This is a genomic window from Pseudomonas baetica (genome assembly GCF_019733355.1).
Classification (GTDB): domain Bacteria; phylum Pseudomonadota; class Gammaproteobacteria; order Pseudomonadales; family Pseudomonadaceae; genus Aquipseudomonas; species Aquipseudomonas baetica_A.
In genome coordinates, this window is record NZ_JAIHLQ010000048.1 from 1 (window position 1) to 13,483 (window position 13,483).

The 13,483-nt window shown below is 58.9% G+C and carries 12 protein-coding genes and 5 tRNA genes; 12 read left to right on the top strand and 5 right to left on the bottom strand.

What is annotated here, in order from left to right:
• Window positions 1–129: 129 nt before the first annotated feature.
• Window positions 130–205, bottom strand: a tRNA-Asn gene (locus K5E40_RS29510).
• Between the two features lie 228 nt (window positions 206–433).
• Here K5E40_RS29510 and K5E40_RS29515 point away from each other — a divergent pair.
• Complete coding sequence (locus tag K5E40_RS29515; RefSeq protein WP_221733758.1) at window positions 434–664, top strand: hypothetical protein; 231 nt, start codon at window positions 434–436, stop codon at window positions 662–664.
• Here K5E40_RS29515 and K5E40_RS29520 read toward each other — a convergent pair.
• Window positions 661–861: a hypothetical protein gene (locus K5E40_RS29520; protein WP_221733759.1), complete on the bottom strand. Its 201-nt coding sequence runs from the start codon at window positions 859–861 to the stop codon at window positions 661–663. The two genes, K5E40_RS29515 and K5E40_RS29520, sit on opposite strands and share 4 nt — an antisense overlap.
• Before the next feature lie 131 nt (window positions 862–992).
• A complete protein-coding gene (locus K5E40_RS29525) occupies window positions 993–2,189 on the bottom strand; it encodes an amino acid aminotransferase (RefSeq protein ID WP_221733760.1) in 1,197 nt (398 codons plus the stop codon).
• A gap of 337 nt (window positions 2,190–2,526) precedes the next feature.
• Between K5E40_RS29525 and uvrB the strand changes: the two genes are divergently transcribed.
• A complete protein-coding gene (gene uvrB, locus K5E40_RS29530) occupies window positions 2,527–4,542 on the top strand; it encodes an excinuclease ABC subunit UvrB (protein ID WP_008083013.1) in 2,016 nt (671 codons plus the stop codon).
• 113 nt (window positions 4,543–4,655) lie between these two features.
• Here the strand turns inward: uvrB and K5E40_RS29535 are convergent, their stop codons facing one another.
• Window positions 4,656–6,146 carry an MDR family MFS transporter gene (locus K5E40_RS29535; protein WP_221733786.1) on the bottom strand — a complete coding sequence of 497 codons (1,491 nt, stop codon included), beginning with the start codon at window positions 6,144–6,146 and terminating at the stop codon, window positions 4,656–4,658.
• A gap of 49 nt (window positions 6,147–6,195) precedes the next feature.
• Window positions 6,196–7,245: an HlyD family secretion protein gene (locus K5E40_RS29540; RefSeq protein ID WP_221733761.1), complete on the bottom strand. Its 1,050-nt coding sequence runs from the start codon at window positions 7,243–7,245 to the stop codon at window positions 6,196–6,198.
• 230 nt (window positions 7,246–7,475) lie between these two features.
• On the opposite strand from K5E40_RS29540, the gene gltX reads away from it, so the two are divergent.
• The 10 genes from gltX to K5E40_RS29590 all read left to right on the top strand — a co-directional run bounded on the left by gltX (window position 7,476) and on the right by K5E40_RS29590 (window position 13,441).
• The gene (gene gltX, locus K5E40_RS29545; protein ID WP_221733762.1) at window positions 7,476–8,957 is read left to right on the top strand and encodes a glutamate--tRNA ligase; all 1,482 of its coding nucleotides are present in this window, start codon (window positions 7,476–7,478) and stop codon (window positions 8,955–8,957) included.
• Window positions 8,958–9,158: 201 nt separating this feature from the next.
• Window positions 9,159–9,234: transfer RNA gene (locus tag K5E40_RS29550), tRNA-Ala, on the top strand.
• Between the two features lie 79 nt (window positions 9,235–9,313).
• Window positions 9,314–9,389: transfer RNA gene (locus K5E40_RS29555), tRNA-Glu, on the top strand.
• Window positions 9,390–9,442: 53 nt separating this feature from the next.
• Window positions 9,443–9,518 (top strand) — tRNA-Ala (locus tag K5E40_RS29560).
• An 80-nt stretch (window positions 9,519–9,598) separates the two neighbouring features.
• Window positions 9,599–9,674 (top strand) — tRNA-Glu (locus K5E40_RS29565).
• A 181-nt stretch (window positions 9,675–9,855) separates the two neighbouring features.
• A complete protein-coding gene (locus K5E40_RS29570) occupies window positions 9,856–10,395 on the top strand; it encodes a TetR/AcrR family transcriptional regulator (protein ID WP_221733763.1) in 540 nt (179 codons plus the stop codon).
• Between the two features lie 30 nt (window positions 10,396–10,425).
• Window positions 10,426–11,259, top strand: a complete 834-nt coding sequence (locus tag K5E40_RS29575) for an alpha/beta fold hydrolase (protein ID WP_221733764.1) — start codon at window positions 10,426–10,428, stop codon at window positions 11,257–11,259.
• A gap of 47 nt (window positions 11,260–11,306) precedes the next feature.
• Window positions 11,307–11,756, top strand: a complete 450-nt coding sequence (locus tag K5E40_RS29580; RefSeq protein WP_025111177.1) for a thioesterase family protein — start codon at window positions 11,307–11,309, stop codon at window positions 11,754–11,756.
• A gap of 158 nt (window positions 11,757–11,914) precedes the next feature.
• Window positions 11,915–12,874, top strand: a complete 960-nt coding sequence (locus K5E40_RS29585; protein WP_221733765.1) for a tRNA-dihydrouridine synthase — start codon at window positions 11,915–11,917, stop codon at window positions 12,872–12,874.
• A 120-nt stretch (window positions 12,875–12,994) separates the two neighbouring features.
• A complete protein-coding gene (locus tag K5E40_RS29590) occupies window positions 12,995–13,441 on the top strand; it encodes an Hsp20 family protein (RefSeq protein WP_221733766.1) in 447 nt (148 codons plus the stop codon).
• Window positions 13,442–13,483 lie beyond the last annotated feature (42 nt).

Sequence of the window (13,483 nt, forward strand, 5' to 3'; positions counted from 1 at the left end):
GACTTTCACCTCCAAGTCGTTCGGCTCACCACCACAGTGAGCTGAACAGCGCCAGTCACGGCGCTACGCGCCATGCCTGGCGCACCACAAAAAAACCCCTGAATCTTTCGATTCAGGGGCTTTGCTATTTGGCTCCACAACCTGGACTCGAACCAGGGACCCAATGATTAACAGTCATTTGCTCTACCAACTGAGCTATTGCGGAATTGGTGCGTATGTTACTGATTCAAAAAGAGAAGTCAAGCATCGATTAGCAAAATAAGTGATTCACCGGGACGGACGGTGGTTTGTCCGCGATTGGCGGTTACCAGAACAGCGCCGGAGGTCTACCATGGCCGCCCGGAAGTGATATCACGCGCTGCCGGCCATTAGCCGAAAAGGTACGCGCCATGAATCACTCGAGTTTCAAATTCCGCACAAGTGAGGTGTTCGCATGAGCATTGCGCAAATCAGCCTGCCCAAAGGCGTCGGTCCACACGCCGAAAAACTCTTCGACGCGATCACTCAGGCCAGCAACGCCGAAGAGTTGAACCGTGCAGGCGGTAAGGCTGAAGGTTTTGTTCTTGGCCTGGAAAGCACCAAGGCAATCAAAAGTCAGATCGCTGAATCGCTGTATGTCGCCTATGACGATGCTGCCAGTCAACGAGCGACTGAACTGGCTTAACTGCCGAAAGTAAGGGTACCGAGCATCAGTGTGGTGTAAGCCGCAGTGGCCGCCAGTTGCACCAGCCACAGCGCCAGGCCACCGAGGAATACGCCGGTTGCGACTTGCAGTACCAGGTTATTGCCGCGTTTGGCCGGCTGGCGTGGAATGAAGTCATCCAGATCGTCACGGTCAGCGCGCAGGTTGTCGTTTTTCATGTGGGTTCTCTTCAGAAAACTCGGATGTACACAAAACTTAATTGTGTGCAGTCTAGAGGGTATCGGGATTATTTCGGGGCAATAAAAAACGGGAAGCGCGCAGGCTTCCCGTTTTTCATCACGCTGCGAAATCAGATGATCTGAACAATCGCATCCGTTACAGCCTTGATGTTGTTCTGGTTCAGCGCAGCCACGCAGATGCGGCCGGTGTCCAGGGCGTAGATGCCAAACTCGTTGCGCAGGCGGTGAACCTGTTCGGTGGTCAGGCCGGAGTAGGAGAACATGCCGCGCTGGCGTCCCACGAAGCTGAAGTCACGCTGTGGCGCTTTTTGCGCCAGCAGGTCGACCATTTGCTCACGCATGCCGCGAATGCGCAGACGCATTTCTGCCAGTTCGGCTTCCCACTGAGCGCGCAGCTGCGGGCTGTTCAGCACGGCAGCCACGATGCTTGCACCGTGAGTTGGCGGGTTGGAGTAGTTGGTGCGGATGACGCGTTTGACCTGCGACAGCACGCGCGCGCTTTCTTCTTTCGACTCGCTGATGATCGACAGGGCGCCAACGCGCTCGCCGTACAGGGAGAACGACTTGGAGAACGAGCTCGACACAAAGAACGTCAGACCGGATTCAGCGAACAGACGCACGGCAGCGGCGTCTTCGTCGATACCGTCACCGAAACCCTGGTAGGCCATGTCGAGGAACGGCACGTGACCTTTGGCTTTGACCACGTCCAGCACGTTGTTCCAGTCCGCCGGAGTCAGGTCGACACCGGTCGGGTTGTGGCAGCAAGCGTGCAGCACAACGATAGAGCCGTTCGGCAGGGCGTTGAGGTCTTCGAGCATGCCGGCACGGTTCACATCGTGGGTGGCAGCGTCGTAGTAACGGTAGTTTTGCACCGCAAAACCGGCGGTTTCGAACAGCGCGCGGTGGTTTTCCCAGCTCGGATCGCTGATCGCCACGACAGCGTTCGGCAGCAGTTGCTTGAGGAAGTCGGCACCGATTTTCAGTGCGCCAGTCCCGCCGACGGCTTGAGTGGTGATGACGCGACCGGCGCCGATCAGGGGCGAGTCGTTGCCGAACAGCAGCTTTTGCACGGCCTGGTCGTAGGCAGCGATGCCATCGATCGGCAAGTAACCGCGCGAAGCGTGTTGAGCTGCGCGAACGGTTTCGGCTTCGATCACGGCGCGCAGAAGTGGAATTCGCCCCTCTTCGTTGCAGTAAACACCAACGCCCAGGTTGACCTTGGTGGTCCGGGTATCGGCGTTGAATGCTTCGTTGAGGCCCAGGATTGGATCGCGGGGTGCCATTTCGACAGCAGAGAACAGGCTCATTATTACGGCGGCTCTGAATGGAGTGTGGAGGGACGTGTCGCGCTCCAGCCGAATGCACTAGAGCGGTGCACAAACGGGGAGCTAGTATAGAGGCCATCACCGAGCAATGGCGACAGGCGAATTGGCTTTTGAGGTAAGTTTTTCCGATTATTTCTCGACCGTTAGTCTAATGGTCGTGTCAGAGTCTCTACCCGATGTAGGACGTTTGCCTTGAAAGGTGAGGCAATCGCCACCACATTGAGCAAAATCCAGGTTTTTTCTTGCGCGACATCGGTCGTTTGCGGTCGTCCCCGTGGTGTTCCGCTTTGCTCGGAATGCCGCGATCCCAGAGGTGTTTATGTCCGAATTCCAGCTAGTCACCCGCTTCGAGCCCGCCGGCGATCAGCCGGAAGCCATTCGCCAATTGGTGGAGGGTATCGAAGCCGGTCTGGCGCACCAGACGCTGCTCGGTGTGACCGGCTCGGGCAAGACCTTCAGCATCGCCAATGTCATCTCGCAGATACAGCGCCCGACGCTGGTGCTGGCGCCGAACAAAACCCTGGCCGCGCAGTTGTACGGTGAGTTCAAGGCGTTCTTTCCGAACAACGCCGTCGAATACTTCGTTTCCTACTACGACTACTACCAGCCCGAAGCCTATGTGCCGTCGTCCGACACCTTCATCGAGAAGGATGCGTCGATCAACGACCACATCGAGCAGATGCGGCTGTCCGCGACCAAAGCGCTGCTGGAGCGCAAGGACGCGATCATCGTCACCACGGTGTCGTGCATCTACGGTCTGGGCAGCCCGGAAACCTATTTGAAGATGGTGCTGCACGTCGATCGCGGCGACAAACTCGATCAGCGCGCGCTGCTACGGCGTCTGGCTGACCTGCAATACACTCGCAATGACATGGATTTTGCCCGCGCGACCTTCCGCGTGCGCGGCGACGTGATCGACATCTACCCGGCGGAATCGGATCTGGAAGCGATCCGCATCGAACTGTTCGACGACGAGGTCGAAAGCATTTCGGCGTTCGACCCGCTGACCGGCGAAGTCATCCGTAAGATGCCGCGCTTCACCTTCTACCCGAAGAGCCACTATGTAACGCCGCGCGAGACTCTGCTCGATGCTATTGAGCACATCAAAGTTGAATTGCAGGAGCGTCTGGAATACCTGCGCAGTAACAACAAATTGGTGGAGGCTCAGCGTCTGGAGCAACGTACCCGTTTCGATTTGGAGATGATCCTCGAGTTGGGCTACTGCAACGGCATCGAAAACTATTCGCGCTATTTGTCCGGACGTCCGGCTGGTGCGGCGCCGCCGACCCTCTACGATTACTTGCCGGCCGATGCCTTGCTGGTGATCGACGAATCTCACGTCAGCGTCCCGCAGGTCGGTGCGATGTATAAGGGCGACCGTTCGCGCAAAGAGACCCTTGTGGAATACGGTTTCCGTTTGCCGTCGGCGCTGGATAACCGGCCAATGCGTTTTGACGAGTGGGAAGGGGTCAGTCCGCAGACGATTTTTGTCTCGGCCACCCCGGGTAACTACGAAGCCGAGCACGCCGGGCGTGTGGTCGAGCAATTGGTGCGTCCGACCGGTCTGGTCGATCCGCAGATTGAAGTGCGTCCGGCGCTGACTCAGGTCGACGATTTGCTCTCGGAAATCTCCAAGCGTGTGGCCATTGAGGAGCGGGTGCTGGTCACCACGCTGACCAAGCGCATGGCCGAAGACCTCACCGATTACCTCGCCGACCACGGCGTGCGCGTGCGCTATCTGCACTCGGATATCGACACGGTCGAACGGGTCGAGATCATCCGCGACTTGCGCCTCGGCACTTTTGATGTGCTGGTCGGTATCAACCTGCTGCGTGAAGGCCTGGACATGCCGGAAGTGTCGCTGGTGGCGATTCTTGATGCCGACAAGGAAGGCTTTCTGCGTTCCGAGCGCTCGCTGATCCAGACCATCGGCCGTGCCGCGCGTAACCTCAATGGCCGGGCGATTCTGTACGCCGATCGCATGACCGGTTCGATGGAGCGGGCGATTGGCGAAACCGAGCGTCGGCGTGACAAGCAGATCGCCTTCAACCTCGAAAACGGCATCACCCCCAAAGGTGTGTTCAAGGACGTCGCCGACATCATGGAAGGCGCCACCGTGCCCGGCTCGCGCAGCAAGAAGCGCAAGGGCATGGCCAAGGCTGCCGAGGAAAACGCCAAGTACGAGGCCGAATTGCGCTCGCCAAGCGAAATCACCAAACGTATTCGTGCGCTGGAAGAGAAGATGTATCAGTTGGCGCGGGATCTGGAGTTTGAAGCGGCGGCGCAGATGCGTGATGAGATTGCCAAACTGCGTGAGCGCCTTTTGGCTGTTTGATGGGCGGTTTCAGGGCCTCTTCGCGAGCAAGCCCGCTCCCACGCTGGATCTGTGTTGTTCACATAAGTCCTGTGGGTTTGCTCGCGAAGGGGGGGCTACAGACACCCTGACAATCAGTGGGCCTCCCCAGTCTTCAGGCCTTGCGGCAATTTTTTGGTCAGTAAAATCGCCAGCATACTGATCCCCAGCGCAATCCCGACAAAATGAAATGCATCGTTATAGGCCATGATCGCTGCCTGTTGATGGACAATCTCACTCAACTTGCCCAGCGCCGCCGTATCACTGCCAAACCGATCCGCCATCGATGCCAGCCGCTCCGCCACCTGTGGATTGGTCGGCACCACCGCTTCGCGCAAGTAATCGAAGTAGGTCTTGGTTCGCGCATCCAATAGCGTCGCGAGCAGGGCAATGCCAATGGCGCCACCCAGGTTGCGCAGAATGTTGAACACACTCGACGCTGAACCGGCATCCTGCGGCAGGATATAAGCCGTGGCGATCAGCGAAATGGTCACCATGATCAGCGGCTGGCCCAGCGCCCGAATGATCTGGATTTGATTGAACTGCGGCCCGGCAAAGTCCGGGTTGAGCACCCCCGAAGAAAAACTCGCCAGACCGAACAGCCCGAACCCCAACGTACACAGCCACTTCGGCGAGACGAACTTCATCAGCTTCGGCACCAGCGGAATCAGAAACAGCTGCGGCACGCCCATCCACATGATCACTTCGCCGATTTGCAGGGCGTTGTAATTCTGGATCTGCGCCAGATACAGCGGCAGCAGATAAATCGAACCGTACAATCCGACACCCATGCCAAGGCTGGAAATACTCGACAAGCCGAAGTTGCGATTACGCAGGATGCCGAGGTTGATCAGCGGATTGGGTTTGGACATCTGCACGATGACGAAGGTGATCAGGCTCAGCAGGGCGATGCTGCCCAGGGTCACGATCAGACTCGATTCGAGCCAGTCCTTGCGATGGCCTTCTTCGAGAAAAACCTGCAAGCAACCGAGGCCAATCCCCAGCGTGAGGATGCCGGTGTAGTCGGTGCTTTTCAGCAGCTCCCAATGTGCTTCTTTCTTCTCCAGCCCGTACATCAGTCCGGCGATCATGATCAGCCCCGGCGGAATGTTGATGTAGAAGATGTATTCCCAACCCCAGTTTTCCGTGAGCCAGCCGCCCAGCGTCGGGCCGATGGACGGTGCGAAAGTGGCGGTCATGGCGAACATGGCCATGCCTTTGGCACGGTGGTGTTCGGGAAGCTTTATCAGCGTCAGGGTGAAGGCCAGTGGGATCAGTGCGCCACCGGTAAAGCCTTGCATGGCGCGAAAGACGATCATGCTCTCCAGGCTCCAGGCCATCGAGCACAACAACGAAGACGCCAGAAAGCCCAGCGACACCCACACCGCCAGGCGCCGCGCCGAGAGCAACTGCACCAGCCACGCGGTCAGCGGGATCATGATGATTTCCGCAACCAGATACGAGGTGGAAATCCACGAACCTTCTTCCAGTGTCGCCGACAGTGCGCCCTGAATATCCTTGAGCGAGGAGTTGGTGATCTGGATGTCGAGCACCGCCATAAAGGCGCCGAGCATCACGCTCATCACCGCGATCCAGTCCCGCCGGGTCGGTTCGCCGACCGGACGGATCAGCGAATCACCGGCCATTGTCCGGGGCGTCTTTGATGTTCACGGTGGCGGTGACGGACATGCCCGGACGGATCTTGCCGTGCAGCGGATTATCGGCCTTGAAGGTCAGTTTCACCGGGATCCGTTGCACGACTTTGGTGAAGTTGCCGGTGGCATTGTCCGGTGGCAGCAGGCTGAACTGCGCACCGGAAGCAGCGAACAGGCTGTCGACCCGCGCCTTGATCGGCGTGTCGCTGTAGGCGTCGAAGGTCAGCTCGGCTTTCTGTCCGGGCTGCATGTGGCCGATCTGAGTCTCCTTGAAGTTGGCCTGCACCCAGATGTCTTCGTCCGGGACGATCGACAGCAGATAAGCGCCGGCCTGCACAATCTGGCCGTTACGCGCCGCGCGCTGGCCGACCAGACCACTGATCGGGGCATGAATGTCGCTGCGGGTCAGATTGAGTTCGGCCTGAGCGAGATCGGCGCGGGCGTTGGCGATCTGAGCGTCGAGGCGTTTGATTTCGGCGGTCAGTGCGTTGACTTGCTGGCGCTGGCTTTGTGCATCGGCCTGTGCCTTGGCCACTTGCGAGCGGGCGATGTGGGTGTCAGCGGAAAGGGTGGTCACACGCTCTTCGGAGACATAGCCGGGTTTGCGCAGGGTTTGCGCCCGGGACAGGTCGATCTGCGAGCGGCCGAGGGTTGCCTGGGAGGCCGCCACCTGTGCATCGCTCGAGGCGATCAGGCTGGCCTGCTGAGTCAGCTTGCTTTGGGCTTGCAGTCGCTCGGCTTCGCGAGTGGCGAGGGCGGCGTTGGCCCGGTCCACGGCCAGGCGAAAGTCTTCTCTTTCGAGGCGCACCAGCAATTGGCCTTTTTCCACATGCTGGTTGTCCTGCACCAGCACTTCATCGATGCGCGCGCTCAACTGACTCGACACGCGGGTTATCTCGCCCTGGACATAGGCGTTATCGGTGCTTTCATAAAAGCGCCCCTTGAAAATCCAATGGGCGAAGAAGCCCCCAGCGATCAATAGGACCAACAGCAGTAAAATCAGCAGGCGACGCTTGAGTTGGGCAGGCATGGGCAAACTGTAGTCGAGGAATTGTAAGGAAAGTTATCAGCAGGCGAATCTGGCATACAGTCGATAAACGGTAAATGCCATCCGCTGATATTCGGCCATTCACCACGGCTTACGGGCATTCCAGGCGCAAACTTGGCTTAAATGCCCTGCCCGCTGGAGCGGGGCGGGTGTCGCCTGTTACCATTCGCGGCTTGATTGTTCTTTGCTTTTCATTCTTTTCGAGACATGCCATGACCACCGTCCGCACTCGCATCGCGCCATCGCCTACCGGGGACCCCCACGTAGGTACCGCTTACATCGCATTGTTCAACTACTGCTTTGCCAAGCAGCATGGCGGTGAGTTCATCCTGCGCATCGAAGACACCGACCAGTTGCGTTCGACCCGCGAGTCCGAACAGCAGATATTCGACGCCCTGCGCTGGCTCGGCATCGACTGGAGCGAAGGCCCGGACGTCGGCGGCCCGCACGGTCCATATCGCCAGAGCGAGCGCGGCGACATCTACCAAAAATACTGCCAGCAACTGGTCGACATGGGGCATGCGTTCCCGTGCTTCTGCACCGCTGAAGAGCTGGATCAGATGCGCGCCGAGCAAATGGCTCGCGGCGAAACCCCACGTTACGACGGCCGCGCACTGCTGCTGTCCAAGGAAGAAGTCGCGGCCCGCCTGGCCGCTGGCGAACCCCACGTCATCCGCATGAAAGTGCCGAGCGAAGGTGTTTGCGTGGTGCCGGACATGCTGCGTGGCGATGTCGAAATCCCGTGGGATCGCATGGACATGCAAGTGCTGATGAAGACCGACGGCCTGCCCACGTACTTCCTCGCCAACGTGGTCGACGATCACTTGATGGGCATCACCCACGTACTGCGCGGCGAAGAATGGCTGCCGTCGGCGCCAAAACTGATCCTGCTTTACGAGTACTTCGGCTGGGAACAACCGGAGTTGTGCTACATGCCGCTGCTGCGTAACCCGGACAAGAGCAAGCTGTCCAAGCGCAAGAACCCGACCTCGGTGACGTTCTACGAGCGCATGGGCTTCATGCCGGAAGCGATGCTCAACTATCTCGGTCGCATGGGCTGGTCGATGCCTGACGAGCGCGAGAAGTTTTCGTTGCAGGAAATGGTCGACAACTTCGACCTCAAGCGCGTGTCCCTTGGCGGGCCGATTTTCGACATCGAGAAGCTGTCGTGGCTCAACGGCCAGTGGCTGCGCGATCTGCCGGTAGAAGAGTTCGCCAGCCGCTTGCAGACCTGGGCGTTGAACCCGGAATACATGATGAAGATCGCGCCACTGGTACAGGGGCGCGTCGAAACCTTCAGCCAGGTTGCACCGCTCGGCGGCTTCTTCTTCGCGGGTGGCGTCAATCCGGATGCCAAGCTGTTCGAGTCGAAGAAGCTCTCGGGCGATCAGGTTCGCCAATTGATGCAGTTGATCCTGTGGAAGCTCGAAAGCCTGCGTCAGTGGGAGAAGGACAGCATCACCGCGACGATTCAGGCAGTGGTCGAATCCCTTGAACTGAAGCTGCGCGACGCAATGCCGCTGATGTTCGCGGCCATCACCGGGCAAGCGAGTTCGGTGTCGGTACTCGACGCGATGGAAATCCTCGGGCCGGACCTGACCCGTTTCCGCCTGCGTCAGGCGATCGACCTGCTGGGCGGCGTGTCTAAGAAAGAAAACAAAGAGTGGGAAAAGCTGTTGGGCGCTATCGCCTGATTGCGTTTGACGCTGCAGGAGGCGCCGAAGGCCGGGATCGTTTGATGCCGGCCTTCGGCGTTTTCCCCAGATATACGGGGTGAGGGCGGTAAGTGGTTGTTATGTCGGCAAAAAACTTTGAAATATTTTAAAAATAAGTTTGACAGCCCTCTGATGCGCCATTAAGATTCGCCCCGTCCTCAGCGATGACATCAACGATGAGGGGCTATAGCTCAGCTGGGAGAGCGCCTGCATGGCATGCAGGAGGTCAACGGTTCGATCCCGTTTAGCTCCACCAATTTACACTTTGAAGCCTGGCCACACTGGCTTCAAAGCGATCAACACTCAGCGTTGATCAGTTGTATAGAAGGGTTTGCGTCCCCTTCGTCTAGTGGCCTAGGACACCGCCCTTTCACGGCGGTAACAGGGGTTCGAGTCCCCTAGGGGACGCCAGTTTTACAGAAGTGATGTTGCAAAATGTCGCTCCGCCGCGAGGCGAAAAATCTGGGGCTATAGCTCAGCTGGGAGAGCGCCTGCATGGCATGCAGGAGGTCAGCGGTTCGATCCCGCTTAGCTCCACCAATTTTACAGCTCATGGTCTGGCCACACCGGCCGTGAGTCGATCAGCTCTCAGCACTGATCAGTTGTATAGAAGGGTTTGTGTCCCCTTCGTCTAGTGGCCTAGGACACCGCCCTTTCACGGCGGTAACAGGGGTTCGAGTCCCCTAGGGGACGCCACGATTACCCGCTCTGCGGGATTTATAAGGGTCATTCAATTATTGAATGGCCCTTTTGTTTGTCTGGCGTTTGGCCAATTCTCCTTTTTCCTTACACTGTGCTTCAGACCAGCGGTCATATCCTCGACTTGCAGAATATTATTATGAGAATAATATTCTCGTCGTAATATTCGGAGGCAACGATGAACGATAAAAAAGCTCAAACCCGCGAACGCATCCTCAAGGCTGCCAGTGCCGCGCTGATCCAGCGCGGCCCGGCGGACCCAAGCGTGGGCGAAGTGATGGGCGCAGCCGGCCTTACCGTCGGCGGTTTCTATGCGCACTTCGAAAGCAAGGACGCAATGATGCTGGAGGCGTTCAAGCAATTGCTCGGTCGCCGCCGCGACTTGATTGCCGATATGGACACCGAACTGACCGGTGAAGAACGTCGCGCACTGGTCGCTGCGTTTTACCTGTCACGCAAGCACCGTGATTCGAGTGAAGCGGCATGCCCGATTCCCGCCTCGATCGGTGAGTTGGGTCGTTTGCCGGACTCTTTCCGCCTCGCGTTGAACGAGCACCTGGAATTGATGATCGCGCAGTTGGCGTCCAGCCCTGAGGACACCGACAAAGCCTTGGCCGATGTGGCCTTGATGGTGGGGGGGCTGGCGCTCGCGAGGGCGCTGGGCCCGGGAGATTTGTCCGATCGATTGCTGCGCGCTGCCAAGTCGGCGGTGCGTTGACCTGAAGGCAACAAGCCTGAGGAGAGAGCGATGAACACGTTGAAGTGGGTTCGTGGCGTTAATGGCACCTTGGGCTGGATTGCACCGAAACGAGTGGCGAGCAAAATGCGTCTGGCGTTCATGACGCCGCGAGCCTTGCCTCTGCGGGATTGGGAGTTGCCGCTGTTGGCCAATTCCGAACGCATCACGTTGCGCTTCGGCCTGTCAGCCCTGCGCTGGGGCCAAGGCCCGACCGTTTTGCTGATGCATGGCTGGGAAGGGCGGCCAACCCAATTCGCCGCGCTGATCACCGCGCTGGTCGAGGCCGGTTACACGGTCGTCGCACTCGATGGCCCGGCTCACGGCAGATCGCCAGGGCGTGAAGCCAATGTCGTGTTGTTCGCTCGCGCCATGCTTGAAGCGGCTGCCGAACTGCCGCCACTGCAAGCCGTTATTGGTCATTCCATGGGGGGCGCCAGTGCGATGCTTGCCGTGCAACTGGGCTTGCGCACCGAAACCCTTGTCAGCATCGCTGCTCCCGCCCGAATCCTGGGTGTGCTGCGCGGGTTCGCCCGTTATGTCGGCATGCCGCCCAGAGCGCGTTCGGCATTTATCCGTCAGGTCGAGCAGGATGTCGGTATGCGCGCCGCCACGCTGGATGTCGCCCATTATCAATTGGATATGCCCGGTCTGATCGTGCATGCCGAAGACGATAATTTCGTCTCAGTCAAAGAGTCTCAATGGATCCACGAAGCCTGGTTCGACAGTCGTCTTCTGCGCCTCGAAAGCGGTGGTCATCAGCGCGTGCTGGCCGACCCTCGGGTAATTGATGGCGTGTTATCACTGTTGGCCGGCCGCAGCCTTCAGGCACGGCAATCGGCCTGAGCATCCGTTACACTGCCCCGGTTGAATCATCTGACCGGGAGTGGGGCATGGGCTGGGATCGAGCAACGCCGTTTACCATTGATCTGCAAGTAGGCGCTGAGGACATCGACGGGCTGGGCCACGCAAACAACGCGGTCTACGTGACCTGGCTCGAGCGCTGCGCCTGGCGCCACTCGCAGCGTCTGGGGCTGGACCTGGTCGAGTATCGGCGGCTGGATCGGGCGATGGCGGTGGTGCGTCACGAAATCGATTATCTGGCCGCCGCCTATGAAGGCGACGAATTGCAATTGGCGACCTGGATTGTCGATTGGGATCAGCGACTGAAAATGACCCGGCACTTCCAACTGATCCGTCCGAGTGACAACACCACGCTGCTTCGCGCGCAGACCACGTTCGTCTGCATCGAGCTGTCCACCGGCAAGCCCAAGCGCATGCCGGCCGAGTTCATCGAGGGCTATGGCCCGGCGATCCAGTCTCTCGAGTCAGCGAATATCTAAATGTGGGAGCGGGCTTGCTCGCGAAGGCGTCGTGTCAGTCAGCATTCATTTAGTTGATCCACCGCTTTCGCGAGCAAGCCCGCTCCCACAGGGATCTGCGATTTCTTGCGATATCCAGTAAACTGCCGCACGTTTTTTATTCAAGTAGTGTTTTTCCCATGCAAATTGCTCTGGCGCCCATGGAGGGGTTGGTCGACGACATCCTTCGCGACGTGCTGACCCGCGTTGGCGGCATCGACTGGTGCGTGACCGAATTCATTCGGGTCAACGATCAGTTGCTCACCCCGGCCTATTTCCACAAGTTCGGCCCGGAGCTGCTCAACGGAGCGCGCACGGCGTCCGGTGTGCCTTTGCGCGTCCAGTTGTTGGGTTCCGACCCGGTGTGCCTGGCGGAAAACGCTGCACTGGCCTGTGAGCTCGGCTCCGAAGTGATCGACCTCAACTTCGGCTGCCCGGCCAAGACCGTCAACAAATCCCGCGGCGGTGCGGTGCTGCTCAAGGAGCCTGAACTGCTCAACCAGATCGTCGAGCACGTGCGTCGCGCCGTGCCTGCGCATATTCCTGTCACCGCGAAAATGCGTCTGGGCTTCGATAGCCCGGACGGCTCGCTGGTCTGTGCCACGGCATTGGCTGAGGGCGGCGCGGAGCACATCGTGGTTCATGCCCGGACCAAAATGGACGGCTACAAACCGCCGGCGCATTGGGAGTGGATTCCGCGCGTGCAGGACGTGGTCAAGGTGCCGGTATTCGCCAACGGCGATATCTGGAGCGTCGAAGACTGGCGCCGCTGCCGCGAAATCAGCGGCGTGGAAGACATCATGCTCGGTCGCGGCCTGGTTTCGCGCCCGGATCTGGCCAAACAGATCGCCGCCGCACGGGCCGGTGAGGAAGTGGTCGAGATGACCTGGGCCGAGCTGATGCCGCTGATCCAGGACTTCTGGTTGCAGGCAAAAGCGCAGATGACCGCGCGCCAATCGCCGGGCCGTCTGAAGCAATGGCTGGCCATGTTGACGCGCAATTATCCCGAAGCCACCGAGCTGTTCACCGTCCTGCGCCGTGAGACGGAGCCGGATCATGTCTCGCGTTTGCTGGGTCTGCCGGCCGCTGAAGCAGCCTGAAAAAATCTGCAAATACTCTCTTGAAATCAAATCAGCGGTCCCTATCTAAGGGTTACGCGATGCCGAATTCGGGTCGCGGAGACATAAAACCTTGCTGATTGTTTTCAGGAGATTTGAACCATGAGTACTGCATTTTCCCTCGCACCACTGTTCCGTTCCTCGGTGGGTTTCGACCGTTTCAACGACCTGTTCGAAACCGCTCTGCGCAACGAGCCAGGCAGCACCTATCCACCTTACAACGTGGAAAAACACGGTGACGACCAATACCGCATCGTCGTGGCGGCAGCCGGTTTCCAGGAAGACGATCTGGAACTGCAAGTCGAGAAGGGTGTGCTGACCGTCAGCGGCGGCAAACGTGACGCCAACGAAGGCGTGACCTTTCTGCATCAGGGCATTGCCCAGCGTGCCTTCAAGTTGTCCTTCCGCTTGGCCGATCACATCGAGATCAAGGCTGCCGGCCTGAGCAACGGTCTGCTGAGCATCGACCTGTTGCGGGTGATTCCGGAAGAGGCGAAGGCCAAGCGCATCCCGATCAACGGGACGCAAAAGCCGGCTCTGCAGCACTGATTCACTTGCGGACACACATTGTCTGAACAGGCGCTGAGCCGT

Coding starts and splice junctions, on each gene's coding strand:
- K5E40_RS29515 (WP_221733758.1), top strand. CDS start 434: ATGAGCATTGCGCAAATCAGCCTGCCCAAAGGCGTCGGTCCACACGCC.
- K5E40_RS29520 (WP_221733759.1), bottom strand. CDS start 861: ATGAAAAACGACAACCTGCGCGCTGACCGTGACGATCTGGATGACTTC.
- K5E40_RS29525 (WP_221733760.1), bottom strand. CDS start 2,189: ATGAGCCTGTTCTCTGCTGTCGAAATGGCACCCCGCGATCCAATCCTG.
- uvrB (WP_008083013.1), top strand. CDS start 2,527: ATGTCCGAATTCCAGCTAGTCACCCGCTTCGAGCCCGCCGGCGATCAG.
- K5E40_RS29540 (WP_221733761.1), bottom strand. CDS start 7,245: ATGCCTGCCCAACTCAAGCGTCGCCTGCTGATTTTACTGCTGTTGGTC.
- gltX (WP_221733762.1), top strand. CDS start 7,476: ATGACCACCGTCCGCACTCGCATCGCGCCATCGCCTACCGGGGACCCC.
- K5E40_RS29570 (WP_221733763.1), top strand. CDS start 9,856: ATGAACGATAAAAAAGCTCAAACCCGCGAACGCATCCTCAAGGCTGCC.
- K5E40_RS29575 (WP_221733764.1), top strand. CDS start 10,426: ATGAACACGTTGAAGTGGGTTCGTGGCGTTAATGGCACCTTGGGCTGG.
- K5E40_RS29580 (WP_025111177.1), top strand. CDS start 11,307: ATGGGCTGGGATCGAGCAACGCCGTTTACCATTGATCTGCAAGTAGGC.
- K5E40_RS29585 (WP_221733765.1), top strand. CDS start 11,915: ATGCAAATTGCTCTGGCGCCCATGGAGGGGTTGGTCGACGACATCCTT.
- K5E40_RS29590 (WP_221733766.1), top strand. CDS start 12,995: ATGAGTACTGCATTTTCCCTCGCACCACTGTTCCGTTCCTCGGTGGGT.